Source organism: Mesorhizobium sp. M8A.F.Ca.ET.161.01.1.1, from assembly GCF_004792105.1.
Classification (GTDB): domain Bacteria; phylum Pseudomonadota; class Alphaproteobacteria; order Rhizobiales; family Rhizobiaceae; genus Mesorhizobium.
The window spans coordinates 90,855-112,875 of sequence record NZ_SRTD01000011.1 but is presented as its reverse complement, the minus strand read 5'-3'; the positions used below and the strand labels follow the sequence as shown (position 1 = coordinate 112,875).

Genomic DNA, 22,021 nt, shown 5'->3' with positions numbered 1-22,021 from the left:
ACCCTTTCAGGGATACAGCCTCGTCTTGCTCCAGCCACCATCGGCGTCGCGCGAGAAGACCACTCGGTCATGCAGCCGGAACGGCCTGTCGTGCCAGAATTCGATGGTCTTCGGTACGATGCGGAAGCCCGACCAATGTTTCGGTCGCGGGATATCGCCGATGGCATAACGCGCCGTGTATTCGGCGACCGCCTTTTCCAGCGCGAAGCGGCTTTCCAGCGGTCGCGATTGCTTCGAGGCCCAGGCGCCGATGCGGCTGCCGCGCGGGCGCGTCGCATAATAGGCGTCGGCCTCGGCATTGTTGACGATCTCGACCGGACCGCGCACGCGCACTTGCCGGCGCAGCGATTTCCAATGGAAACACATCGCCGCCTTCATGCTGCCTAGAATCTCCTGGCCCTTGGCGCTCTCGAAATTCGTGTAGAACACAAAGCCGCTTTCATCGAACCCCTTGAGCAGCACCATCCGTACGTCCGGCATGCCCTCGGCATCGACGGTCGCCAGCGCCACGCCGTTGGCGTCGTTGATCTCGCTCTTGGTGGCGTCGTCCAGCCATGCGGCAAAAAGGCGAAACGGCTCGGCGGCCTCGGTAAAGTCACCGCTTGTTAACTCTGCATCACTCATAGTTTTTCTCAAATTGTCACGAAATCAGGGAGGTTGCCGATTGTCGCGTATCGCGCAAGCTTTTGACAGCAGGCAATGGGGCGTTATCGCTTCTGCCAGCGCGAAAGTTGCGATCGTGTCAATCGTCCTGTCGCTTGCTGGCTGCGGCGCGGGAGGCTTCAGCCTTGAGAAAGCCGCAGTCGACCGCTCGATCCTGACCTCAAGCACATCGGCTTCGGCCAAGCCTGCCGATTCGGATCGCGACTCCGACCAGACGACGATCGGCAATGCGGTATCGTCCGCCGACATCGAGCAACTCGGTGGCCAGGCAGTGCCCTGGGCGAATGCCGGCACCGGCTCGCGCGGCTCCATCACGGAGCTGGCGGAATTGAAGGACAGCGGCATGACGTGCCGCCGCTTCAAGGCTTCGCGCGAGAGCTTTGACGGCGTTGCCATGTTCGAGGGCGAACTCTGTCTTGCCAGTGCCGGCGGCTGGCGCATGCAGGGCTTCAAGGCGCTCTGATTTTCCACCTTTGATATGACGCACTGCTACTGGAATTTCTTCCTATGCGAGCGCATATAGGGGGCAAGTATGGACTCAACTCCTTTTCCAGGGCAGGAAGCATGCGCGACCCCTATGAGGTCCTGGGCGTTGCAAAGAACGCATCGGCCAAGGACATAAAATCGGCGTATCGGAAACTCGCCAAGAAGCATCATCCGGACCAGAATCCGAATGATCCCAAGGCGAAGGACCGTTTTGCCGCGGCCAATCAGGCCTACGAGGTCATCGGCGACGAGAAGAACCGCGCCGCTTTCGATCGTGGCGAGATCGACGCCGATGGCAAGCCGCGTTTCCAGGGTTTTGAAGGCGCGGCCGGTGGCGGCGACCCCTTTGCCGGGTTTCGCCGCCAGCAACAGGGCGCCGGCGGCTCGCGATTCGAGTTCCGCTCGGGCCGTCCGGGTGGCGATCCGTTCGACGGCAACAGCGACATCTTCAGCCAGATTTTCGGCGATGCCTTTTCTGGCGCGCGCGGGCCAAGCGCTGGCGACCGCCGCCAGCCGGCGACATCGGCCGATTTGAACGTCACGCTCGACATTACCATCGAGGAAGCCGCGAACGCCGAAAAGGTGACGGCGGTGTTTCCGGACGGCCGCAAGGTCGCGGTCAAGATGCCGGCCTATGTCGAGGATGGCCAAACCATCCGTTTGAAGGGCCAGGGTGAGCAGGGGCCGGGCCAGCCCGGCGACGCGCTGGTCAAGATTCACATCCGTCGCCACCCGCGCTACCGCATCGAGGGCCGCGACCTCCATGCTGATCTGCCGGTGACGTTGGCCGATGCGGTGCTGGGCGCCAAGGTGCCGGTCGAGACGCCGACCGGCAGACTGGCGGTCAATGTTCCCGCCTGGTCGAGCTCGGACAAGGTCCTGCGGCTCAAGGGCAGGGGCCTGCCCGAGAAAGCCGGCGGCCATGGCGATCTCTATGTCCATGTGCGCATCATGCTGCCGGAAGGCGGCGACAGCGCGCTCGAATCGCTGTTGCGCGGCCAAAAGGGCTGATCGAGAGCTTTTGTCCCCCGAACTGTCTGGTTTGAACGCTTGAAGGGGCTGTGTGCCTGTGCGATAGGCACTCCACAAAGCAGAAACCTTGCGGAGAGCGCTGACATGGCGGGTGGACAGGGCCTAATGGCCGGCAAGCGCGGCCTTATTCTTGGCGTCGCCAACAACAGGTCGATCGCCTATGGCATTGCCAAGGCCTGCGTCGATCACGGCGCTGAGATCGCACTGACCTATCAGGGCGAAGCCTTCAAGAAACGAGTCGAGCCGCTGGCGGCGGAGTTGGGCGCCTTTGTCGCCGGTCATTGCGACGTCACCGATCCCGCGAGTTTGGACGAGGTTTTCGCCAATGTCGCCAAGCATTGGGGCAAGCTCGACTTCCTCGTCCACGCCATCGCTTTTTCCGACAAGGACGAACTGACCGGCCGCTATGTCGAGACGACGCGCGACAATTTCCTGCGCACCATGGACATTTCGGTCTATTCCTTCACCACCATCGCCAAGCGCGCCGAAGCGCTGATGACCGAGGGCGGTTCGCTGCTGACGCTGACCTATTACGGCGCCGAGAAGGTGATGCCGCACTATAACGTCATGGGCGTCGCCAAGGCGGCGCTCGAGGCCAGCGTGCGTTACCTCGCCGTTGATCTTGGCGCCAAGAAAATCCGCGTCAACGCGATTTCCGCCGGCCCGATCAAGACGCTTGCCGCCTCCGGCATCGGCGATTTCCGCTACATCCTGAAGTGGAACGAATACAATTCGCCACTGAAACAGACGGTCACGCAGGAAGAAGTCGGCGATTCCGGCGTCTATTTCCTGTCCGACCTGTCGCGTGGCGTCACCGGCGAGGTGCACCATGTCGATTCCGGCTATCACGTCGTCGGCATGAAGGCGGTCGACGCGCCGGATATTTCGACGGTCAAGGACTAGTTCTCTCCGCCTGTCCTGCGTCCAGGCCCTGGCCCGATCTCCGGAAGAGCTGATGTACCCGCTGGTTTATATCGTGCGCCACGGCCAGACCGCGTGGAACGCCGAGTTCCGGCTTCAGGGCCAGGCCGACACCGATCTCAATGCTCGCGGCCGCGAACAGGCGACCGGAAACGGCCATCGGCTGGCCGAATTCGTCGGTGATCCCCAGGAATTCGACTTCGTCGCCAGTCCGATGAGACGCACGCGCGAGACGATGGAACGCATCCGCGCCGCCATGAAGCTCGATCCGCTCGCCTACCGAACCGATATCAGGCTCATTGAAGTCAATTTCGGCGATTGGCAGAGTTTTACTTTTGCCGAGCTCGAGACGCGGTCTCCCGGGGCAAGCATGACGCGTGCTCGCGACAAATGGAATTTTCAGCCGCCGGGCGAAGGTGCCGAGAGCTACCAGATGCTGCTCGAGCGGGTGAAGCCATGGTTCGACGAGATCGACCGCGAGACGATTTGTGTCACGCATGGCGGCGTCATGCGCACCCTGTTTCGCTTCGTGCTTGATATGCCCGAGGACGAAGCCGCGAACCTGGAGATACCGCAGGATCGCGTGCTCAAACTTGAAGGCCGGAGCCTGGAATGGCTTTAGGGCGCCTGATGACGGCCTATTGCTAATGCATGTCGCCCAAAAGTGACCTCGGTTTTGGGGAAGACGACATGCATAAAAACAAAGAACTAAAGCGCGTCGCGACGCGCTTTAGTTCGTGTCGCCGTCTCCCGGCAACTGCATGTCGGTGACGACGTTTTCGCCGTCGGTCACATCGAAAGCGATGACGATGTCCATGCCCGGCTTCAGCGCGTCGAGATCGGTCTCGGCATTCAGCTTGTAGGATTTGCCGTCGTCCAGCGTCAGGGTCAGCGCATCCTTGTCGACCTTCTTGATCAGGCCTTCGGTCTGGCCGGCAAAGGCGGCGGTGGAAAGCAACAGCGTGGCGGCAACAGCGCCAATCAGGGTACGCATTATCGTCCTCTTTGGTCATTGCGCCGGCCTGGGTGGCGGCGGGTCCTCAACGGCGAATGGAAGAAAGCAGAAACCAGCCGAATGTGTCAAAACTTAAACGGCGGGGATGACAGTTTGACCACTGTGGAAAACGCCAATAGAAGGCTGGCTTCAGCCGGTTTTGATGCCGGGCAGGGCGCTTTTCCATGTCTCACAACACGTTTGGCCATCTTTTCCGCGTCACCACCTGGGGCGAGAGCCATGGCGCGGCGCTCGGCTGCGTGGTCGATGGCTGTCCGCCGGGTATCCGTTTCACGCGCGATGAAATCCAGGCCGAGCTCGACAAGCGCCGCCCGGGCCAGTCGCGCTTCGTCACCCAGCGCCGCGAACCGGACGAGGTGAAGATCCTCTCAGGCTTCGTCCTCGACGAGGACGGCACGACGATGATCACCACCGGCACGCCGGTGTCGATGCTGATCGAGAATGTCGACCAGCGCTCGAAGGACTATGGCGAGATCGCCCGCCAGTTCCGGCCGGGCCATGCCGACTACACCTATGACGTCAAATACGGCATACGCGACTATCGCGGCGGCGGCCGCTCCTCGGCGCGCGAGACGGCGGCCAGGGTCGCCGCCGGCGCGCTCGCCCGCAAGGTGGTGCCGGGCATGGTGGTGCGCGGCGCGCTGGTGTCGATGGGCGAAAAGTCGATCGATCGCGGCAACTGGAACTGGAATTTCATCGGCGATGCGGAGAACCCGTTCTTCACCCCGGATCCGGCTTCCGTGCCTGTCTTCACGCAGTATCTCGACGGCATCCGCAAGGCCGGCTCCTCGGTCGGCGCGGTGATCGAGATCGTCGCTGACGGCGTGCCTCCCGGCCTCGGCGCGCCGATCTACGCCAAGCTCGACCAGGATATCGCCTCCGGCCTGATGTCGATCAACGCCGTCAAGGGCGTCGAGATCGGCAATGGTTTCGAGGCCTCGCGTATCACTGGGGAACAGAATGCGGACGAGATGCGCATGGGCAATGACGGCAAGCCGGTCTTCCTCTCCAACAATGCCGGCGGCATCCTCGGCGGCATCTCCACCGGGCAGGCGATCGTCGCGCGCTTTGCCGTCAAGCCGACCTCGTCGATCCTGACGCCGCGCAAATCCATCGACAAGGACGGCAACGACGTGGAGGTGATGACCAAGGGTCGCCACGACCCCTGCGTCGGCATCCGAGCCGTGCCGATCGGCGAGGCCATGGTTGCCTGCGCCATCGCCGACCACTATCTGCGGCACCGAGGACAGACAGGAAAGGGAATAGGCAGTAGGGATTAGGCAGTAGGCCAGTCTGCCCGCCCGAAAGAGCCAAAATTTCCTTTCCCTACTGCCTATTGCCTATTTCCTGCGAGCGAAGCGAGCATTTCCATGCCTTACGACCAGAAGAAGATCGTCGAAGCCATCCGGGCTTTCGAACGCGGCGAGATCGTCGTCGTCATGGACGATGATGGGCGTGAGAACGAGGGCGACCTGATCGTCGCCGCAGTCCACTGCACGCCGGAGAAGATGGCCTTCATCGTGCGCAACACGTCGGGCATCGTCTGCACGCCGATGCCGCGCGAAGAAGCCAAGCGGCTGAACCTCGCGCCGATGGTCGCCGACAATGATTCGGCCCACACCACCGCCTTCACCGTCAGCGTCGACTTCAAGCACGGCACGACGACAGGCATTTCAGCCGACGACCGCACGCTGACCGTGCGCAATCTTGCCAACGGCAATGTCGGCGCTTCGGATTTCGTCCGCCCCGGCCACATCTTCCCGCTCATCGCGCGTGAAGGCGGCGTCTTGATGCGCTCGGGCCATACCGAGGCGGCCGTGGATCTGTGCAAGCTCGCTGGCCTGCCGCCAATCGGCGTCATCTCGGAACTGGTCAACGACGATGGCACCGTCAAGCGCGGCCCGCAGGTACAGGCTTTCGCGGAGGAACACGGCCTGAAGCAGGTTTCGGTCGCCGATCTGATCGCTTACCGGCAACGCAAGGAAACGCTGGTCGAGCGCGTCGCCTGCTCCGACATCGAAACGCTGGGCGGCAAGGCGCAGGTCTTCACCTACACGCTGCCCTGGGACACGATGCATCACGTCGCCATCGTCTTCGGCGACATCCGCGACGGCGAGGACGTCCCGGTGCGGCTGCATTCGGAGGATGTGGTGACCGATGTGTTCGGCACCAGCCACCGGCTGGACGCCATCATGAAGGCGATGGGCGAGCGCAAGCGCGGCGTCATCGTCTATCTCAGAGAGGGCTCGGTCGGCGTCGCCCACCAGGAGCGCAATCGGCCGGTGTCGGGCGACCGCGAGGACCATGAAGAGGCGCGCCGGCGCGAGAGCGAATGGCGCGAGATCGGGCTTGGCGCCCAGATCCTGAAGGATCTCGGCATTTCCTCGATCAACCTGATCGCCTCACGCGAGCGCCACTATGTCGGCCTCGAAGGCTTTGGCATTCATATCGCCAAGACCGAGATTATCTGAGCTCAACAAACCCTGGCGGTCATTCGGCAGGGATTGCCGCCTCGCATCCTTCCAACTCGCATTCGTGGGTGGCGAGGCTGCGCTGGCCGAGCAGCACCGTAACCAATGCGATAACGCCTGATGCAACCGAAACCCAGAACCCGTTCTGGGCGCCGAACGCATCCACCACCGCGCCGGCGGCGAAGGAACCGAGCGCCATACCGATGCCGATGCCGGTCATCACCCAGGTGATGCCTTCGGTCAGCATCGCTTCCGGCACATGCCGTTCGATCAGGCCGAAGGCGGTGATGAAGGTCGGCGAGATCGCCACGCCGCTGATGAACACGGTCAGCGCCAGCAGCGGCACCGTACCGGCGGTGAGCGGCAAAAGCGTGCCAAGCGCGACCAGGGCGACCGCGATTGCCAACTGGCGTTGCAGCGGTGCTTGCAGGTTGAGGGCGCCGACGATGATGCCGAGCACGAACGATCCCAGCGCATAGACGCCGATGACAAGGCTGGCGGCGCCCGGCTGGCCGAATTCCCCAGTGATGGCCACCGTGCTCACTTCCGTCGTCGCGAAGGTCGCGCCGATGAAAATCAAGGCAAGGGTGATGATCTGCACCGGCCGCAGCCTTATTGCCGAGCCGCTCGTGGCACGGTCCACCGGCCGCACCTGCGGTTCGGTCGAGCGCTGCAGGATGAAAGCCGTTGAACCGATGGCCAGCAGCACGGTGCTGACCAGGACGCCGGCTTCAGGAAAGAGGCCTGCGCTGAGCCCCACCGACAGCGACGCGCCGGCAATATAGACCAGTTCGTCCGCCGCCGATTCGAATGCGAAAGCGGTGTTCATCTGCGGCCGTCCTCTGAAGATCTCGGTCCAGCGGGCGCGCACCATTGCCGGCATGCTGGGCATGGCCGCGGCCGCCAGTGCCGAGACGAACAGCGTCCAGACCGGCCAATCCTGATTGGCTGCCGAGATGAGGACCGCGAAGGCGATCACGGTGATGATGGTGGTGGGGACCACGATGCGTGTCTGGCCCAGACGGTCCACCAGCCTTGATATTTGCGGCGCCACGAAAGCGTTGCCCAGCGCGAAAGTCGCCGAGACCGCGCCGGCCAGCCAGTATTCGCCACGCGTCTGAGACAGCATAGCCACGATGCCGATCGGTGCCATGGCGATCGGCAGGCGCGCCAGGAAGCCGGCGGCCGCAAAGCCTTTGGCTCCGGGGGCGCGAAAGATTTCCGAATAGGGGTTTTGCATGGCGGGTTCCTCGACAAAGGATGAAGCGACAATTACATACGATGCGTATGAATGTCAGATAGTTCATACGTAGCGTATGTCAATTGGCATACGAGGCGTATGTGAATAGGTCCAGAACCATGCACAAACCCCGCAAGGAGATGATTGCCGAGACGCGAGCCAAGCTGATCACGGCGGCCCGCCAGGCTTTCGGCACCATTGGCTACGCCGAAGCGTCGATGGACGATTTCACCGCGTCGGCCGGACTGACACGCGGTGCCCTCTATCATCACTTCGGCGACAAGAAGGGACTGCTGCAGGCGGTTATCGCCGAGATCGACGCGGAAATGGCCGCCCGGGTGAATGAGGTCGCGGCGAGGGCGCCGACCCGCTGGCAGCATTTCGTCGACGAATGCACGACCTATATCGAAATGGCGCTGGAGCCGGAAATCCAGCGCATCATGTTCCGGGATGGCCCGGCCGTGCTGGGCGATCCGGCGCAATGGTCTAATGCCAATGCCTGCGTCGGTTCAATGACCGATCATCTGACGGCGCTGCAACAGGAGGGGATGGTGGTGCCGGGCGTCGATCCCGAAACGGCGGCGGGGTTGATCAACGGTGCGAGCAGTCAGGCCGCACAGCGGATCGCCAACTCGAACGATCCCGAAGCGACGTCGAGAAAGGTGGTGGCCGCGTTCAAGCAATTGCTCGAAGGCCTGCTCGACAAACCGGAAGCACGGCCAAACTGAGCCGCCGTGGCGCTTCCGCCACCGCCTCCAATTGACAATAGCTGGTTTGGGCGCATCCTCCACAGCCACCTCTGGGGGATTCGGGGCATGTGGGATTTCGATATCGGCAGGTCGGTATCCATCATGATGCGGACCTGGCCTTTCATTGTCTTTCGCATGATCGTCTATTTCGGCATCACGCTGGCCTACATCATGGCCACCGGCACCGGTGCCTCGGTCGGCTATGGCGTCGGCCATATCTCCACCGATCCCGACGGACCGTTGTCCTTTGCCCTTTGGGGCGGCGTGGTCGGATTCGGCGTCGTCTCGATCGCTGTCTACTGGCTGCGCGAATACATCCTCTACGTCGTCAAGGCAGGCCATATCGCCGTCATGGTGCATCTGATCGACGGACATGACGTTCCCGACGGCCAGAACCAGATCGCCTACGCGAAAGAGGTTGTGACCGAGCGCTTTGCCGAGGCGAACATCCTTTTCGTCGTCGACCAGCTGGTCAAGGGCGCCATCCGCGCCATCACCGGCCTGCTGGGCGGCATCGCGGCCTTCCTGCCCATTCCCGGCCTGAGCGGCCTGGTCTCGTTCCTCAACACGGTGATCCGCCTGTCGCTGACCTATGTCGACGAGATCATTCTCGGTTACAACATCCGCATCAATTCGTCCTCGCCCTTCGAGACGGCGCGGCAAGGCGTGGTGCTCTACGCCCAGAACGGCAAGACCTTGGTCAAGAACGCCGTCTGGCTGGCGGTCATCATGTGGGGCGTGTCTTTCGTGATCTTCCTGCTGATGCTGGCTCCGGCAGCCGCCATTCTTTATGTCATGCCCGGGCAACTCGCCGGCTGGGCTTTCGTGCTCGCCATCGTCTTTGCCTGGGCTTTCAAGGCGGCCTTCATCGAGCCATTCGCCATTGCCTGCCTGATGCAGGTCTATTTCAAGACCATCGAGGGCCAGGTGCCTGATCCGGCCTGGGACGCCAGGCTGGCCGAAGCCTCGTCGAAGTTCCGGGAACTCAAGGACAAGGCGCTCTCGACCTTCGGCGGCTCGCGCTGGGGCACGGCCGCCGCGACGCATTGATCGGCGGGGCTGGTGGGCGCACCTGTGACGGTGTCGAGGCGGGCCACCGCCGATTTGAGCGGTGCCTCACCCTGGCCGCAAAACGTCTCGCTCATGATCAGGTCGGACAGCGTCAGGCGTCGGCCCCAGCCATGCGTTTCGAGGTCCGGTTTCGGCGCGAACTCCGAGACACGACCGACGCAGAGATAGGCGATCGGCGTCACGTGATCGGGGATGGACAGCAGGCTGTTCAGCGCTTGCGCCTCGATGATGCTGACCCAGCCGACGCCAACACCCTCGGCGCGAGCGGCCAGCCAGAAATTCTGCACCGCGCAGACCGTGCTGTAGAGGTCCATTTCGGGGTTGTGCCAGCGCCCCAGCGGCGAGCCTTTCGAGCGCTCGCGGTCGCAGGTGATACAGATGTTGAATGCGCTTTCGCAAATGCCTTCGAGCTTGAGCTTGCGGTAAATCGCCTGCCGGTCTGCCTCGATTGCCGGCAGTTCCTGTTCACGCGCGGCAAGGAACAGGTCGCGCACCTCCGCCCGTCGCTTGGCATCGCGAATGACGATGAAATTCCAGGGCTGCATGAAGCCGACCGATGGCGCGTGGTGGGCGGCAAGCAGCAGCCGCGCCAGCACTGCATCGTCGATCGCCTCCGATGTAAAATGGCTGCGGACGTCGCGCCGCGTGAACATGGCGCGATAAACCGCGTCACGCGCTATCTGATCAAATCCATCGCCCAATGGAGCGGTCATGGCTTCCGGCATCGCTTGTCCCCTTGCGATTGCAGCAATTCAAATTCTCAGAGCGAACTTTGCGCGTCCAAGAGGACCCACATCGCTCTGATGTCATCCGCCTGACCATGCGGATGACGATGCCTGCCAGGCCGGTCTTCTGGCTCGGGATCAACCCGCGTCCGGTGCCTTCCCGTCATCGACAGTGGCATTTACCGGCGCGGTCCCCCTTACAGCGTTGGGCACGCCACGGAATTCAACCGTGTTCCCGATTCTCCCGCCGGAGCATTTGCAGCCAAGTGAAATCATTTGGCGTCGCAGAATGCGGCTAAAACAAACAGACCGGCAGGCACCAGGCAGTGGCGGCAACCTTACGCCGAAGCCCCGGCGGCGCCAATCCCCGCAGCGACGCCAATGGACGCAGGCGTGATTTTCCCCAGCGATCAAGCCGCCACGCATGGCCATTACGGCGTCGGGGCACTAGATAGGGGAGATGGCTACCCGTCTCTACACGCACCCCATCTTTCTCGAACACGTCACCCCGCCGGGTCACCCCGAGCGGCCCGACCGCCTGCGCGCCATCGAGCGCGTGCTCGACGACGAAGCTTTTGCCGCGCTCGACCGCGTCGAGGCACCGCAAGGCGACGAGGCGACGATCCTCTACGCGCATCCCGCCGATTTCGTCGCGCGTGTCCGCGCCGCCATCCCCGACGAAGGCATTGCCCACATCGACGCCGATACCACCGCCAGCCCGAAGAGCTGGCAGGCCGCGATCACGGCGATCGGCGCCGCCAACGCCGCCGTCGACGACGTCTTTGCGGGCCGCGCCGACAATGTCTTCGTCGCCGCCCGTCCGCCCGGCCACCATGCCGAAAAGACCACCGCAATGGGCTTCTGCTTCTTCAACACGGCGGCGATCGCTGCCCGCCATGCGCAGAAGAGGCACGGCGCCGAGCGTGTCGCCGTCGTCGACTGGGACGTGCATCACGGCAACGGCACGCAGGATATTTTCTGGGACGATCCGTCGGTGCTCTATTGCTCGACGCACCAGATGCCGTTGTACCCAGGCACCGGGGCGAAGAACGAGACCGGTGCCGGCAACATCGTCAACGCGCCGCTGGCGCCACAGACCGGCAGCGAGGTGTTTCGCGATGCCTTCCTGTCGCGCGTGCTGCCATCGCTCGACAATTTCGCCCCCGACCTGATCATCATTTCGGCCGGCTTCGACGCGCACCACCGCGACCCGCTGGCCGAGATCAATCTGACCGAGGACGATTTCGACTGGGCGACCGGCCAGTTGATGCAGCGCGCCGCACGCCACGGCGGCAACCGGCTCGTCAGCCTACTCGAGGGTGGCTACGATCTGCAGGGATTGGCATTTTCGGTCGCCGCCCATGTCGGGCGACTGATGAAAGGATGAATGATGAGCGGTGAGATCAATGAAGACGTCAAGGCGATGAGCTTCGAACAGGCACTCGACGCGCTGGAGAAGATCGTCGATGATCTCGAGCGTGGCGACGTGCCGCTCGACCAGTCGATCCGGATCTACGAGCGTGGCGAGGCGCTGAAGGCGCATTGCGACCGGTTGCTGAAGGCAGCCGAAGACAAGGTCGAGAAGATCAGGCTGTCGCGCGATGGCAAGCCGGTTGGAACCGAGCCGCTCGACGCGGACTAAGGCTCCGAGCAGCCTTACCGATTTTTGGACACGATCATGATTGAGGATACAGTTCGTCCCGATTGAAACGGACCAGAGGAGGTTTGGAAACGATGTGCAGAAACATCAAGACCCTGTTCAATTTTGATCCGCCGGCAACCAATGACGAAGTCCGCGACGCGGCACTCCAGTTTGTCCGCAAGCTGAGCGGAACGACGCGTCCGTCGAAACAGAACCAGCATGCGTTCGATCATGCTGTCGAAGCCATCGCGGCATCCGCACGCGAATTGCTTGATTCCCTCGAAACCCACCAGCATCCGCGCAATCGCGAAGAGGTGGCGGCCAAACTAAGAGCAAAGGCCGCGATCCGCTTTGCCTGATGCGGCCGAGGCAGCCACCGAGCGCTGACCAGGAGAGTTCATGAGCTTCTTCCCGGGGAAAGACCCTGAGGCCGGCGATGCCTTCGCCAGCGACCAGATCGAGCTGATGGTCATCCCGAACGCCAAGGATATTGGCGGCTTCGATGTGCGCCGCGCCTTGCCGACCGCCAAGCGGCGCCTGGTCGGGCCGTTCATCTTTTTCGATCGCATGGGTCCGGCGATCCTGCGCGCCGGCCAGGCGCTCGATGTCCGTCCGCATCCGCATATCGGCCTGTCGACCGTGACCTATCTGTTCGACGGCAAGATCAGGCACCGCGATTCGCTCGGCACCGAAATGGTGATCGAGCCCGGCGACGTGAACCTGATGACCGCGGGCCGCGGCATCGTCCATTCCGAGCGCACGCCGCAGGAATTGCGCGGCGCGCCGATGTCCATCTCCGGCCTGCAGACCTGGCTGGCATTGCCCGACGGCAAGGAAGAGGTTGCGCCGGTGTTCGAGAACACAGCGGCGCTTCGGCTTCCCGAAATCGATGCCGAAGGCGTCAGCGGCCGCGTCGTCATCGGCGATTTCCAGGGGTTGCGGTCTCCGGTGCGGGCGGATTCCGAAACGCTCTACGTTGATTTGCGGCTGGCGCCTGGTGCCAGTGTCAAAATCCCGGCCGATGCGGAAGAGCGCGCCATCTACACGCTGGAGGGCGAGGTCTCGATTTCGGGCGACGTCTTTCCGGCGGAACGGCTGCTGGTGTTCCGCCCCGGCGACGAGATCGTCATATCATCGCTGACCGGGGCGCATTTCATGCTGTTCGGCGGCGCCTCGCTCGGTTCGAAGCGCTACATCTGGTGGAATTTCGTCTCCTCGTCCAAGGAGCGCATCGAGCAGGCCAAGCAGGAATGGAAGACCGGCCGCTTCGATATCGTTCCTGGCGATGAGAAGGAATTCATTCCGCTGCCGGAAGGCTGAGCGGATCGAGAGGCTGGCCGTCCGCGTCACCGACACGCATTTACTTTCGCCGGCCGGCGGCCTATCCCGCCGATGAACAGAAAGTCTGGGCCCAACGTGAACGCAACGCCGCATACGCCGCTTCTCGACAGGATTCGCATCCCGGCCGACCTGCGCACGCTGGCCGAGAGCGAATTGCCGCAATTGGCATCCGAGCTGCGCGCCGAACTGGTCGATGCCGTGTCCCGCACCGGCGGCCATCTTGGCGCCGGCCTGGGCGTGGTCGAACTGACAGTGGCGCTGCACTATGTTTTCAACACACCCGATGACCGGCTGATCTGGGATGTCGGCCACCAGGCCTATCCGCACAAGATCCTGACCGGACGCCGGGACCGCATCCGCACCTTGCGCCAGGAAGGCGGCTTGTCGGGCTTCACCCGCCGGGCCGAGAGCGAATACGACCCGTTCGGCGCCGCCCATTCCTCGACGTCGATATCGGCCGGCTTGGGCATGGCCGCCGCCCGCGACCTCTCAGGCGGCCGCAACAATGTCATTTCCGTCATCGGCGACGGCGCAATGTCGGCCGGCATGGCTTATGAGGCGATGAACAATGCCGGCGCGCTCGATGCCCGGCTCATCGTCATCCTCAACGACAACGACATGTCGATCGCGCCGCCGACCGGCGCCATGAGCGCCTATCTGGCGCGACTGGCTTCCGGCAAGACCTATGTCGGCCTGCGCGACTTCGGCAAGAAGCTGACCTCCTATCTCGGCAAGCGGGCCGATCGCGCCATCACGCGGGCGGTCGAGCATGCGCGCGGCTACGTCACCGGCGGCACTTTGTTTGAGGAACTCGGCTTCTATCACATCGGCCCTATCGACGGTCACAATCTGGAACATCTGATTCCGGTCCTGAAAAATGTCCGCGACAACGGCAAGGGCCCGGTGCTGATCCATGTCGTCACCCAGAAGGGCAAGGGCTATGCGCCGGCGGAAGCCGCCGCGGACAAGTATCACGGCGTCAACAAATTCGACGTCATCACCGGCGCGCAGGCCAAGGCGCCGGCCAACGCGCCGGCCTACACCAAGGTGTTCGCCGAAAGCCTGATCCAGGAGGGCCGCGAGGACGACCGCATCGTTGCCGTCACTGCCGCCATGCCGAGCGGCACCGGCCTTGACCTGTTCGGCGAGGTGTTCCCGTCAAGGACCTTCGATGTCGGCATCGCCGAGCAGCATGCGGTGACCTTTGCCGCCGGCCTGGCATCGGAAGGCTACAAGCCGTTCGCGGCGATCTATTCGACCTTCCTGCAGCGCGCCTACGATCAGGTCGTCCATGACGTCGCGATCCAGAAACTGCCCGTGCGTTTCCCCATCGATCGCGCCGGCTTCGTCGGCGCCGACGGCGCCACCCATTGTGGAGCGTTCGACACCACCTTCCTGGCAAGCCTGCCGGGCTTTGTGGTGATGGCGGCGGCCGACGAGGCGGAACTGCGCCACATGGTGCGCACCGCCGCCGGCTATGACGACGGGCCGATAGCCTTCCGCTATCCGCGCGGTAACGGCGTCGGCGTCGACATGCCGGAGCGCGGCTCGGTTCTCGACATCGGCAAAGGCCGCATCGTCCGGGAAGGCAGCAAGGTCGCCCTGCTGTCCTTCGGCACAAGGCTGCAGGATTGCCTTGCCGCCGCCGAGGAACTCGGCGCGGCCGGGCTTTCCACCACGGTTGCCGATGCCCGCTTCGCCAAGCCGCTCGACCAGGATCTGATCCGGAGGCTGGCTCGCTCGCACGAGGTTCTGGTCACCGTGGAGGAGGGCGCCATCGGCGGCTTCGCCAGCCACGTGCTGCAGTTCCTTGCCCAAGAAGGATTGCTGGAGAGCGGCCTGAAGGTACGCCCGCTGGTTCTGCCCGACGTGTTCGCCGATCACGCCAAGCCGGAAAAGATGTATGCCGACGCCGGACTCGACGCCGCCGGGATCGTGCGCACCGTTTTCACCGCCCTCGGCCACACGGTCCGCGCCCAGCGCGCCTGAATCAAAATCTGAACAGTCTGACTCAGTTTGCCGGCTTGATTTCATAACGCATTGTTAACGCTGCCGTTTGGCCTTTCGCTTACCGTGTCCCTTGGCCGTTTTTCAACGGCGCCCTGCTAGACAGCAGCCAGGCAGGGAGACAACGAAAATGAAGACGCTTCTGTGCGGCACGGCCCTCTTGGCCGTGATAGTGGTACCGGCTGCCGCCGAGACGCCCTACGACCGCAATCTTGAAAAGGCGGCGACAGGGATTGTCGCCGGCAAGATGGGCGGTATCCGCGGCGGCTTTTCCTACAAGCAGATGCCGCAGCTTGTGGTCGTGCCCAACGCCGCACCTCAGCCCGCTGTTACGACCGAGCATCCACGTGAACAGGCGTCGGGCAACCGGAACGATGGTCTGTCTCCGGCTATCGAGCGCCAGGTTCCGCGAACCATCTTCTAAAACCACATATCGCGCACGCAGCGACCATCGCGTGGCAAATCGTCGAAAGAGTCGAGGCCATCGAAATGGTCGATCGGCAGGTCGGCAACGGCTTCGGGTGGCGCCAGCCGCACATTGACGGCGATGCGTATTCGGCCAGAATCGCTGGCGCGCAAGCCGCGCCAGGCCAGCACACAGGCGCAGGTCGGGCAGAACAGGACTTCGAGCGACGGCGTGTCCTTTCCGGCGCGCCTATAGCTGGCCGTCGGCCCCGAAACGCGAATGCGCTCGTCGACATAATCATAGGCCCAGAGCGCGCCATAGCGGCGGCAAAGCGTGCAGTTGCAGGCGGTCACCGGGCCGGGATCGCCCTCCAGGGTCCAGTGGGTCGCGCCGCAGTGGCAGGTTCCCGTCAGCATTCGTTCTCCCCGGATTCCCCGATGGAGGCTGTCCCCGACGGCCATTTTGCCGGACCCGACGCGATGCGCGCAAGCCGCGGCTTGGCCCGCTGCTCCAGCCGTTCACGCACGACGTCACCCTGTTCCGTGTAATGTCCTTGCCTTCATCGCGGGCTTTCGCCAGAGAAGGCCGATGAATTCGCCTCTGCCAGCCAGCACACGCCAGCGGCTCGACGACCTGCTCGTCCAGCGTGGGCTGTTTGCCAGCCGTTCGCGCGCCCGTGACGCGGTCGAGCGTGGCACGGTGACGGTTGACGGCGCAATTGCCCGCAAGCCCGGCCAGAACGTTTCGCCGCAATGCCTCGTTGTCATCGACGATCCGGCGCAAGGCTATGTTTCGCGCGCGGCGCTCAAACTGATCGGCGGGCTAGACCATTTCGGCCTCGACCCCGCCGGCCGCGAGGCCCTCGACATCGGCGCCTCGACAGGCGGTTTCACCCAGGTATTGCTCGAACGCGGCGCGTCCCATGTCACGGCCATCGATGTCGGCCACGGCCAGATGCATCCTGATGTCGGCGGTGATCCGCGCGTAACCGTGATCGAAGGCCTGAACGCACGCGATCTCACCGCCGCCGATCTTGCCGGCCACAGTCCGGATTTCATCGTTTCCGACGTCAGTTTCATCTCGCTGAAACTTGCGCTGCCGCCGGCGCTTGCTCTTGCGAGGCCCGGCGCCGGCGCGGTCTTTCTGGTCAAACCGCAATTCGAGGCGGGTCGCGAGGCGATCGGCAAGGGCGGTCTGTTGAAGGACCCCTTCGATGCCGCCCGTGTCGCGGGCCTGCTGCAGGATTGGCTGGATGCCGTTCCCGGCTGGCGCTCGCTCGGCCTCCATCTGTCGCCGATCGAAGGTGGCGACGGCAATCGCGAATTCCTGCTCGGTGGGATCAAGGACCGATGAGCGCACGCTTCACAATACGAAAGCTCGGATCGCAGGGCGACGGCATCGCCGAAACCGAAAGCGGCGATCTGTTCATTCCCTTCACGCTGCCGGGCGAGACCGTCACCGCCGCGCGCGAAAGGGATCGCGCCACGCTGATGGCGGTGCTGGAGGCCTCGCCGCTGCGCGTCGACCCTGCCTGCCGCCATTTCACCGAATGCGGCGGTTGTGCCCTCCAGCATTTCGAGACCGAAGCCTATCGCGGGTGGAAACGCGAAAAGGTGGTGCACGCATTGAAGGGCATCGATTGCGAGATTGGCGAACTGGTCGCCTGCGCGCCGCGATCGCGCCGCCGTGTCGTGCTTGCCGCCCGGCGCACTGAAACAGGCATGTTGCTCGGCTTCAATCGCCATCTGTCGCCGGAAATCATCTCGATATCCGAATGTCCGATCTCGCTGCCGGAGATCGTCGCCGCGCTCGGCCCGTTGAAGGCGCTGGCCGGATTGATATGTGCCACCACCAAATCATTCCGGATGGCGGTCACCGTGACGGCTTCGGGCCTCGACGTCGCGGCGCACGACCCCGGCAAGCTCGGCGAACACCAGCGCCGTATCGCTTCCAATTTTGTCATTGCGCAGGGCTTTGCCAGATTGTCCATCGACGACGAGATCGTCATCGAGCCGAGGAAGCCTGTCGTCATGTTCGGCAGCGTCGCGGTCGCCGTGCCGCCGGGCGCCTTCCTGCAGGCGACCGAGGCAGCCGAACAGACAATGGCCGAGATCGTCGGCGGACATCTGAAGCGTGCGAAAAAGGTCGCCGACCTTTTTGCCGGTTGCGGCAGCTTCGCCTTGCGGCTGGCCGCGAAGTCGGAGGTGCACGCGGTCGAAGGCGATGCGGCCGCACTCTCGGCGCTCGACCGGGGTTCCCGCTTCGCGACCGGCATCAAGCGGGTGACGGGCGAACGCCGCGACCTGTTTCGCCGGCCACTGACGTTCAAGGAGTTGAACGCCTTCGACGGCCTTGTCTTCGATCCGCCGCGCGCCGGCGCCGAGGATCAGTCGAAGCAGATCGCCCGCTCGGATGTCCCGTTCGTTGCCGCGGTGTCCTGCAATCCGGTGACGCTGGCTCGCGACCTGCGCATCCTCATCGATGGCGGCTACAGCTTGAAAAGCGTGACGCCCATCGACCAGTTCCTGTGGTCTCCTCACGTCGAAGCGGTCGCCTTGCTGGAAAGGCCGAAGAGGCGGCGGTAGTTCACGACCGCCGGTTCGCAGGAAATTTCTGAAGCCTCTGTTCTTTCGACCAAATTGTGCCCTAAAGCCGCCTTTGTGCGGGTTCCTAATTTCGCATCTTTGGGAAACATTTCGGCCCATTCGCCGTTACTAATATGAACCGATGGCGATAACGGACATGCAGACCCTTCAGAAATTCACCGGCCTCATCATCGTTCTTATCTTTTTCGCGGTCAGCTCCTCGACCGGAGCCCTCGCGCAAGGTGAAAAGCGCTTGGCGTTCGTCATCGGCAATGGCGCGTATCAGGCCGGCGAGCTCGCGACCGCCGCCAATGATGCGGGCCTGATCGCGCAGACCTTGCAGGCGGCCGGGTTCGATGTGGTCGGGGCGCGCGATGTCGATCAGGAATCGCTGCGCGGCGCATTGCGCGATTTCCTCGGCAAGGTCTCCGCCGCCGGTCCCGACGCGATTGTCTTCGTCTATCTCGCCGGCCACGGCGTGCAGTTCGAAGGCGAGAATTACTACTTGCCGACCGATGCCCAGATTGCCAGTCCAGCCGACGTGCCGCTTCAGGCGATGCGGCTCTCCGATGTCACCAAATCGCTGGCCGGATTGCCGACGAAGGTCAACATCGTCGTGCTTGACGCGGCGCGGCCAAATCCCTTCCCGAAGTGGAAAGAGCCGCTGGCCGGCGGCCTTGCGTTGGTCGATCCCGACCCGAACATGCTGATTGCCTTCAACGCCGCTCCCGGAACGGTCGCGCCCGAAGGCAAAGGCCCCTACGGTGCCTATGCCCAGGCGCTGGCCGAGATGATACGCCAAGGCGGATTGTCGCTTGACGACGTGTTCGACCGCACACGATTGCGTGTCAACGAGGTGACGCAAGGTGCGGAAGTGCCGTGGAACGCCTCGAAAATCGTCACGCCTTTCGTCTTCTTCGACCGCGCTGCGGACGCGCCCGCGCCCAAGGTCTCGGAGGCCGACTCCCGGTCCAATCGAACCAGGGCGATCCGCGATTTCAATGCTCATGACGCCTATGTCGCGGCTCTCGATCGCGACACGATGCGCGGCTACGAGGATTTCCTCGTCACTTATCCACACGATCCGATGGCCAAGCGCGTGCGCGCCATCATCGCCGCGCGGCGCGAGGCGATCACGTGGCGTGAGACCTGGCTGCAGGACACCCCGGAAGCCTATTGGTCTTATCTGCGACGCTATCGGCATGGTCCGCATGCCTGGGACGCGCGCTGGCGGCTCGAGCATTTCGACGCTGCGCTGGAACCGCCGGAGGAATTCACCGTCTATGACTATGATTTGCCGCCGCCGCCGGAGGAGGAAATCGTCTACGTCGACAGGCCGGTGCTCTATTTCGACGATCCCGATTTCGACTTCGAGCCGCCACCGCCGATCGCGGTGATCTTCCTGCCGCCGCCGCCGCCGGAATTCGTCGTGTTGGAAGCGCCTCCGCCGCCGGTTGACGTCTTCGTCCTGCCGACACCGGTATTCGTGCCGATACCTGTGTTTATCAATCCGCCGCGTCACATCGTGCCGCCGCCGAACGACATCATCTTCAACAACATCCACAACACGACCGTCATCAACAACATCAACACGACGATCAAAAACGAGACCATCAATCACAATGCTCAGGGTGGCCTCACGACAGGCCAGAAGACGGCCGGAGGCACGGTTGGGGCCGGCCCGGCTGCACTGGCGGCCAGGGTCGCGCTGCCGCCGCTGCTGAAAAAGAGAGTGGCCATGTCCGGTCAGGCCCCGTCCAATCAGCAACAGGGCGGCTTGCCGCCGAAGCCTGGCCAACGTGTGATACAGGGCCAGCAACCTGATGCAGCGACTCCGCTGTCGAAGACCTTGTCGACCGGTAAGCTTGAAACCGATCACGCCCTGCCAGGAGCCAACGGTAGAAAGCTGCCGCTCATCAACGGTAGGCCGGCGCTGAACGACGAGAATTTGCCCAGCAACAAGTCCAGGAAGCAGCTTGGCAAGCAAGGCATCGTTGGCCGCAACCAAGAGGCGACTGGAAATGCCGGTGCAGCTGTTACCGGAGAGCAGGGCACAGCTCGGCAGAACGGCAAGAAGTTCCGCAAGCTGCCGACCGTCAACGGTGCTCCGGCCGAAAATCGGCCTGGCGTGCAGGAGCGGCTCAGGAAGAACAATCCGGAACTGTTCTCCAACCAAGGTCAAGGCCCGGCCAGCGGAAACGACAGGAGCAGGAAGCTCCGCAGACTGCCGACCGTCAACGGTGAGCCAACCGACAACGGACCGGGCGTGCAGAAACGGTTCAGCAGGAACAATCCGGCGGTGTTCTCCGACGAGAATCAGGGCTCCGCCAGCAGGAACGACAGGGGCAGGACGTTGCGCCGGCTGCAGAACAGCGAACAGGGGGCCGCCGGCCCGCAGGTTAACGTCCAGCGCAACCTCAAGATCAGGCCGAACGAGAATGCGCAGCGTCAGTTGAGACAGGAAAGGCCTAACGAGCAGGTGCTCCGGCCGCAGAGATCGGAGCCGAAGCCGGAATTCCGGGCGCAGCCGAGACAGCAGATGCAAGAGCGGCGTCTCCCGCAGGAGCAGCCGCCACAGCAGCTCAAGAAAAAGCCGTCTTGCGGAAAGCAGGGCGAACCGGCCTGCAACCAGTAGGCTGCCGCGGCCGGGATTCGCCCTTTCCGTTCGCGGGGCGAACATCCTTGCTCGTTGCCAGACAGGGGGCCTCTGGTGTGGCGCATCAGCCCGTCAAAGGCGATCGCTCCGGCCGCTCAGATTACGCGCTTGGCGGCATCCGTCAGGTTTTCGGCGTGCCGCCTCGCTGGTTGACTGACTGCCAGACATTCGGATTCTGCTGCGACTGACGTTTCAGTAGTAGCCGGTCGCGTTCCAGGGCCTGATTTCGTCGACCATATTGTCGAGGACGAGATCGCCTTTGTCGGTTTTCACCGTCAGGATGGTGTGGCCTTCATTGTTGAGGTCGCGCACGACCGTCATCAGCAGCGCCTGTCTGGGAAATCCAGCCTCCTGAAGGAGCTTGCGTTTGTAGAGTGCGTAGATCTTGCAATCGCCCTTGCCGTCAACCGGGTAATCCCAATGGTCCGCCATCGTGCCCCAGTGATCGAAATTGCTGACGGGTTCGATGGCGCTGTTCGCCTTCTGATTTATCCGCTTGAGGATGCGGAGGTTCCGTGCTGTCAGCTTGACATTCGCGGCCGGCAGAGCGGGCACCTTGCACTCTTTTGGCCGGCGATGACAGAAGTCGATCCAACCGTAGGGGACGCTGGTGCTTCCACCCACGGCGGCGGCAGAAGATTGCGTCGATCGCGCCTTGAACCACGTCGACTGTGCTGCCGCCGGACTGGCTTGCAGTGCTGTCGCGCCAATCAACGAAACGAAGCCAAGCAGGAAAGACGAAGTCAGGACAGGCCGCATTGCCAAACCACCACCGCAACGAGGAACTGGTGCTGCGTTCGTGCGCAAAAGGCAGCCCAAGCAGTCAAAGACCTAATAATGTCTTAATGTGGATTGTGTTCGCTTCAAGGTCGCGGCCGGGATTCAGGTTGGGAACGCCGGCAATAGCCTGTCGCTGAGAGAATACGCTCGACGAAGGCAGGCACCATCCGTGTCGCCGGCCGCTCGATCTGTTCGTCGAAGTTCTATCGCCACGAACAGGTCGAAACGCGT

At 63.1% G+C, this 22,021-nt stretch carries 22 protein-coding genes, 1 pseudogene and 1 riboswitch; of the genes and pseudogenes, 17 read left to right on the top strand and 6 right to left on the bottom strand.

Annotated elements, in window-relative coordinates; translation table 11 throughout:
• Window positions 1–6: 6 nt before the first annotated feature.
• On the bottom strand, window positions 7–624 hold the full coding sequence (gene pdxH / locus EN804_RS24325) for a pyridoxamine 5'-phosphate oxidase (protein WP_127280934.1): 618 nt from the start codon (window positions 622–624) through the stop codon (window positions 7–9).
• Window positions 625–664: 40 nt separating this feature from the next.
• Between pdxH and EN804_RS24320 the strand changes: the two genes are divergently transcribed.
• From EN804_RS24320 to EN804_RS24305, 4 genes are all read left to right on the top strand, one after another.
• Window positions 665–1,126, top strand: coding sequence for an RT0821/Lpp0805 family surface protein (locus EN804_RS24320; RefSeq protein ID WP_135921558.1), 462 nt, complete (start codon window positions 665–667; stop codon window positions 1,124–1,126).
• A 101-nt stretch (window positions 1,127–1,227) separates the two neighbouring features.
• Window positions 1,228–2,160: a J domain-containing protein gene (locus tag EN804_RS24315; RefSeq protein ID WP_135921557.1), complete on the top strand. Its 933-nt coding sequence runs from the start codon at window positions 1,228–1,230 to the stop codon at window positions 2,158–2,160.
• 105 nt (window positions 2,161–2,265) lie between these two features.
• Window positions 2,266–3,084 carry an enoyl-ACP reductase FabI gene (gene fabI, locus EN804_RS24310; protein ID WP_015318818.1) on the top strand — a complete coding sequence of 273 codons (819 nt, stop codon included), beginning with the start codon at window positions 2,266–2,268 and terminating at the stop codon, window positions 3,082–3,084.
• A gap of 52 nt (window positions 3,085–3,136) precedes the next feature.
• Window positions 3,137–3,724, top strand: a complete 588-nt coding sequence (locus tag EN804_RS24305; protein ID WP_135921556.1) for a histidine phosphatase family protein — start codon at window positions 3,137–3,139, stop codon at window positions 3,722–3,724.
• A gap of 108 nt (window positions 3,725–3,832) precedes the next feature.
• Here the strand turns inward: EN804_RS24305 and EN804_RS24300 are convergent, their stop codons facing one another.
• Window positions 3,833–4,096: a DUF1344 domain-containing protein gene (locus EN804_RS24300; RefSeq protein ID WP_135881533.1), complete on the bottom strand. Its 264-nt coding sequence runs from the start codon at window positions 4,094–4,096 to the stop codon at window positions 3,833–3,835.
• A gap of 185 nt (window positions 4,097–4,281) precedes the next feature.
• On the opposite strand from EN804_RS24300, the gene aroC reads away from it, so the two are divergent.
• Together aroC and ribB are read left to right on the top strand one after the other, a co-directional pair.
• Window positions 4,282–5,397: a chorismate synthase gene (gene aroC / locus EN804_RS24295; protein WP_135881532.1), complete on the top strand. Its 1,116-nt coding sequence runs from the start codon at window positions 4,282–4,284 to the stop codon at window positions 5,395–5,397.
• 90 nt (window positions 5,398–5,487) lie between these two features.
• On the top strand, window positions 5,488–6,588 hold the full coding sequence (gene ribB, locus EN804_RS24290; RefSeq protein ID WP_127279981.1) for a 3,4-dihydroxy-2-butanone-4-phosphate synthase: 1,101 nt from the start codon (window positions 5,488–5,490) through the stop codon (window positions 6,586–6,588).
• Window positions 6,589–6,607: 19 nt separating this feature from the next.
• On the opposite strand, the gene EN804_RS24285 is transcribed toward ribB, so the two are convergent.
• Window positions 6,608–7,828: an MFS transporter gene (locus tag EN804_RS24285; RefSeq protein ID WP_135921555.1), complete on the bottom strand. Its 1,221-nt coding sequence runs from the start codon at window positions 7,826–7,828 to the stop codon at window positions 6,608–6,610.
• A 119-nt stretch (window positions 7,829–7,947) separates the two neighbouring features.
• Here EN804_RS24285 and EN804_RS24280 point away from each other — a divergent pair, with 119 nt between their 5' ends.
• On the top strand, window positions 7,948–8,556 hold the full coding sequence (locus tag EN804_RS24280) for a TetR/AcrR family transcriptional regulator (protein ID WP_135921554.1): 609 nt from the start codon (window positions 7,948–7,950) through the stop codon (window positions 8,554–8,556).
• Between the two features lie 87 nt (window positions 8,557–8,643).
• On the top strand, window positions 8,644–9,627 hold the full coding sequence (locus EN804_RS24275) for a hypothetical protein (protein ID WP_246693478.1): 984 nt from the start codon (window positions 8,644–8,646) through the stop codon (window positions 9,625–9,627).
• A 164-nt stretch (window positions 9,628–9,791) separates the two neighbouring features.
• Here the strand turns inward: EN804_RS24275 and bluB are convergent.
• A pseudogene (gene bluB, locus EN804_RS38085) lies at window positions 9,792–10,301 on the bottom strand (5,6-dimethylbenzimidazole synthase); the annotation flags it as partial.
• A gap of 171 nt (window positions 10,302–10,472) precedes the next feature.
• Window positions 10,473–10,655, bottom strand: a riboswitch (cobalamin riboswitch).
• A 178-nt stretch (window positions 10,656–10,833) separates the two neighbouring features.
• Between bluB and EN804_RS24265 the strand changes: the two are divergent.
• From EN804_RS24265 to EN804_RS24240, 6 genes are all read left to right on the top strand, one after another.
• Complete coding sequence (locus EN804_RS24265) at window positions 10,834–11,760, top strand: histone deacetylase family protein (RefSeq protein WP_135921552.1); 927 nt, start codon at window positions 10,834–10,836, stop codon at window positions 11,758–11,760.
• 3 nt (window positions 11,761–11,763) lie between these two features.
• The gene (locus EN804_RS24260) at window positions 11,764–12,015 is read left to right on the top strand and encodes an exodeoxyribonuclease VII small subunit (protein ID WP_127280686.1); all 252 of its coding nucleotides are present in this window, start codon (window positions 11,764–11,766) and stop codon (window positions 12,013–12,015) included.
• Between the two features lie 92 nt (window positions 12,016–12,107).
• Complete coding sequence (locus tag EN804_RS24255; RefSeq protein WP_027035955.1) at window positions 12,108–12,374, top strand: DUF2277 domain-containing protein; 267 nt, start codon at window positions 12,108–12,110, stop codon at window positions 12,372–12,374.
• Between the two features lie 40 nt (window positions 12,375–12,414).
• Window positions 12,415–13,335 (top strand): pirin family protein, encoded by a 921-nt coding sequence (locus tag EN804_RS24250; protein WP_135921551.1) that lies wholly within the window; start codon window positions 12,415–12,417, stop codon window positions 13,333–13,335.
• A 72-nt stretch (window positions 13,336–13,407) separates the two neighbouring features.
• On the top strand, window positions 13,408–15,345 hold the full coding sequence (gene dxs / locus EN804_RS24245) for a 1-deoxy-D-xylulose-5-phosphate synthase (protein WP_189524561.1): 1,938 nt from the start codon (window positions 13,408–13,410) through the stop codon (window positions 15,343–15,345).
• Window positions 15,346–15,493: 148 nt separating this feature from the next.
• On the top strand, window positions 15,494–15,787 hold the full coding sequence (locus EN804_RS24240) for a hypothetical protein (RefSeq protein WP_127873112.1): 294 nt from the start codon (window positions 15,494–15,496) through the stop codon (window positions 15,785–15,787).
• On the opposite strand, the gene EN804_RS24235 is transcribed toward EN804_RS24240, so the two are convergent.
• Window positions 15,784–16,185: a GFA family protein gene (locus EN804_RS24235; protein WP_127873113.1), complete on the bottom strand. Its 402-nt coding sequence runs from the start codon at window positions 16,183–16,185 to the stop codon at window positions 15,784–15,786. The two genes, EN804_RS24240 and EN804_RS24235, sit on opposite strands and share 4 nt — an antisense overlap.
• Window positions 16,186–16,357: 172 nt before the next feature.
• On the opposite strand from EN804_RS24235, the gene EN804_RS24230 reads away from it, so the two are divergent.
• The 3 genes from EN804_RS24230 (at window position 16,358) to EN804_RS24220 (ending at window position 20,989) form a co-directional block, all read left to right on the top strand.
• The gene (locus tag EN804_RS24230) at window positions 16,358–17,122 is read left to right on the top strand and encodes a TlyA family RNA methyltransferase (RefSeq protein WP_127873114.1); all 765 of its coding nucleotides are present in this window, start codon (window positions 16,358–16,360) and stop codon (window positions 17,120–17,122) included.
• Window positions 17,119–18,354, top strand: coding sequence for a class I SAM-dependent RNA methyltransferase (locus EN804_RS24225; RefSeq protein WP_127279342.1), 1,236 nt, complete (start codon window positions 17,119–17,121; stop codon window positions 18,352–18,354). Before EN804_RS24230 ends, EN804_RS24225 begins: the two co-directional genes overlap by 4 nt.
• Before the next feature lie 157 nt (window positions 18,355–18,511).
• Window positions 18,512–20,989: a caspase domain-containing protein gene (locus EN804_RS24220; RefSeq protein WP_135921549.1), complete on the top strand. Its 2,478-nt coding sequence runs from the start codon at window positions 18,512–18,514 to the stop codon at window positions 20,987–20,989.
• A 213-nt stretch (window positions 20,990–21,202) separates the two neighbouring features.
• Here EN804_RS24220 and EN804_RS24215 read toward each other — a convergent pair whose 3' ends face one another.
• Window positions 21,203–21,817, bottom strand: a complete 615-nt coding sequence (locus EN804_RS24215) for a transglutaminase-like cysteine peptidase (protein ID WP_246693477.1) — start codon at window positions 21,815–21,817, stop codon at window positions 21,203–21,205.
• Window positions 21,818–22,021 lie beyond the last annotated feature (204 nt).

Excerpts from the sequence above, each read along its gene's own strand:
- ribB (WP_127279981.1), top strand. The coding sequence starts at position 5,488 with ATGCCTTACGACCAGAAGAAGATCGTCGAAGCCATCCGGGCTTTCGAA.
- dxs (WP_189524561.1), top strand. The coding sequence starts at position 13,408 with ATGAACAGAAAGTCTGGGCCCAACGTGAACGCAACGCCGCATACGCCG.
- EN804_RS24280 (WP_135921554.1), top strand. The coding sequence starts at position 7,948 with ATGCACAAACCCCGCAAGGAGATGATTGCCGAGACGCGAGCCAAGCTG.
- EN804_RS24230 (WP_127873114.1), top strand. The coding sequence starts at position 16,358 with ATGAATTCGCCTCTGCCAGCCAGCACACGCCAGCGGCTCGACGACCTG.
- EN804_RS24265 (WP_135921552.1), top strand. The coding sequence starts at position 10,834 with ATGGCTACCCGTCTCTACACGCACCCCATCTTTCTCGAACACGTCACC.
- EN804_RS24300 (WP_135881533.1), bottom strand. The coding sequence starts at position 4,096 with ATGCGTACCCTGATTGGCGCTGTTGCCGCCACGCTGTTGCTTTCCACC.
- pdxH (WP_127280934.1), bottom strand. The coding sequence starts at position 624 with ATGAGTGATGCAGAGTTAACAAGCGGTGACTTTACCGAGGCCGCCGAG.
- EN804_RS24235 (WP_127873113.1), bottom strand. The coding sequence starts at position 16,185 with ATGCTGACGGGAACCTGCCACTGCGGCGCGACCCACTGGACCCTGGAG.
- EN804_RS24275 (WP_246693478.1), top strand. The coding sequence starts at position 8,644 with ATGTGGGATTTCGATATCGGCAGGTCGGTATCCATCATGATGCGGACC.
- EN804_RS24285 (WP_135921555.1), bottom strand. The coding sequence starts at position 7,828 with ATGCAAAACCCCTATTCGGAAATCTTTCGCGCCCCCGGAGCCAAAGGC.
- fabI (WP_015318818.1), top strand. The coding sequence starts at position 2,266 with ATGGCGGGTGGACAGGGCCTAATGGCCGGCAAGCGCGGCCTTATTCTT.
- EN804_RS24225 (WP_127279342.1), top strand. The coding sequence starts at position 17,119 with ATGAGCGCACGCTTCACAATACGAAAGCTCGGATCGCAGGGCGACGGC.
- aroC (WP_135881532.1), top strand. The coding sequence starts at position 4,282 with ATGTCTCACAACACGTTTGGCCATCTTTTCCGCGTCACCACCTGGGGC.
- EN804_RS24315 (WP_135921557.1), top strand. The coding sequence starts at position 1,228 with ATGCGCGACCCCTATGAGGTCCTGGGCGTTGCAAAGAACGCATCGGCC.
- EN804_RS24255 (WP_027035955.1), top strand. The coding sequence starts at position 12,108 with ATGTGCAGAAACATCAAGACCCTGTTCAATTTTGATCCGCCGGCAACC.
- EN804_RS24240 (WP_127873112.1), top strand. The coding sequence starts at position 15,494 with ATGAAGACGCTTCTGTGCGGCACGGCCCTCTTGGCCGTGATAGTGGTA.
- EN804_RS24305 (WP_135921556.1), top strand. The coding sequence starts at position 3,137 with ATGTACCCGCTGGTTTATATCGTGCGCCACGGCCAGACCGCGTGGAAC.
- EN804_RS24260 (WP_127280686.1), top strand. The coding sequence starts at position 11,764 with ATGAGCGGTGAGATCAATGAAGACGTCAAGGCGATGAGCTTCGAACAG.
- EN804_RS24220 (WP_135921549.1), top strand. The coding sequence starts at position 18,512 with ATGCAGACCCTTCAGAAATTCACCGGCCTCATCATCGTTCTTATCTTT.
- EN804_RS24250 (WP_135921551.1), top strand. The coding sequence starts at position 12,415 with ATGAGCTTCTTCCCGGGGAAAGACCCTGAGGCCGGCGATGCCTTCGCC.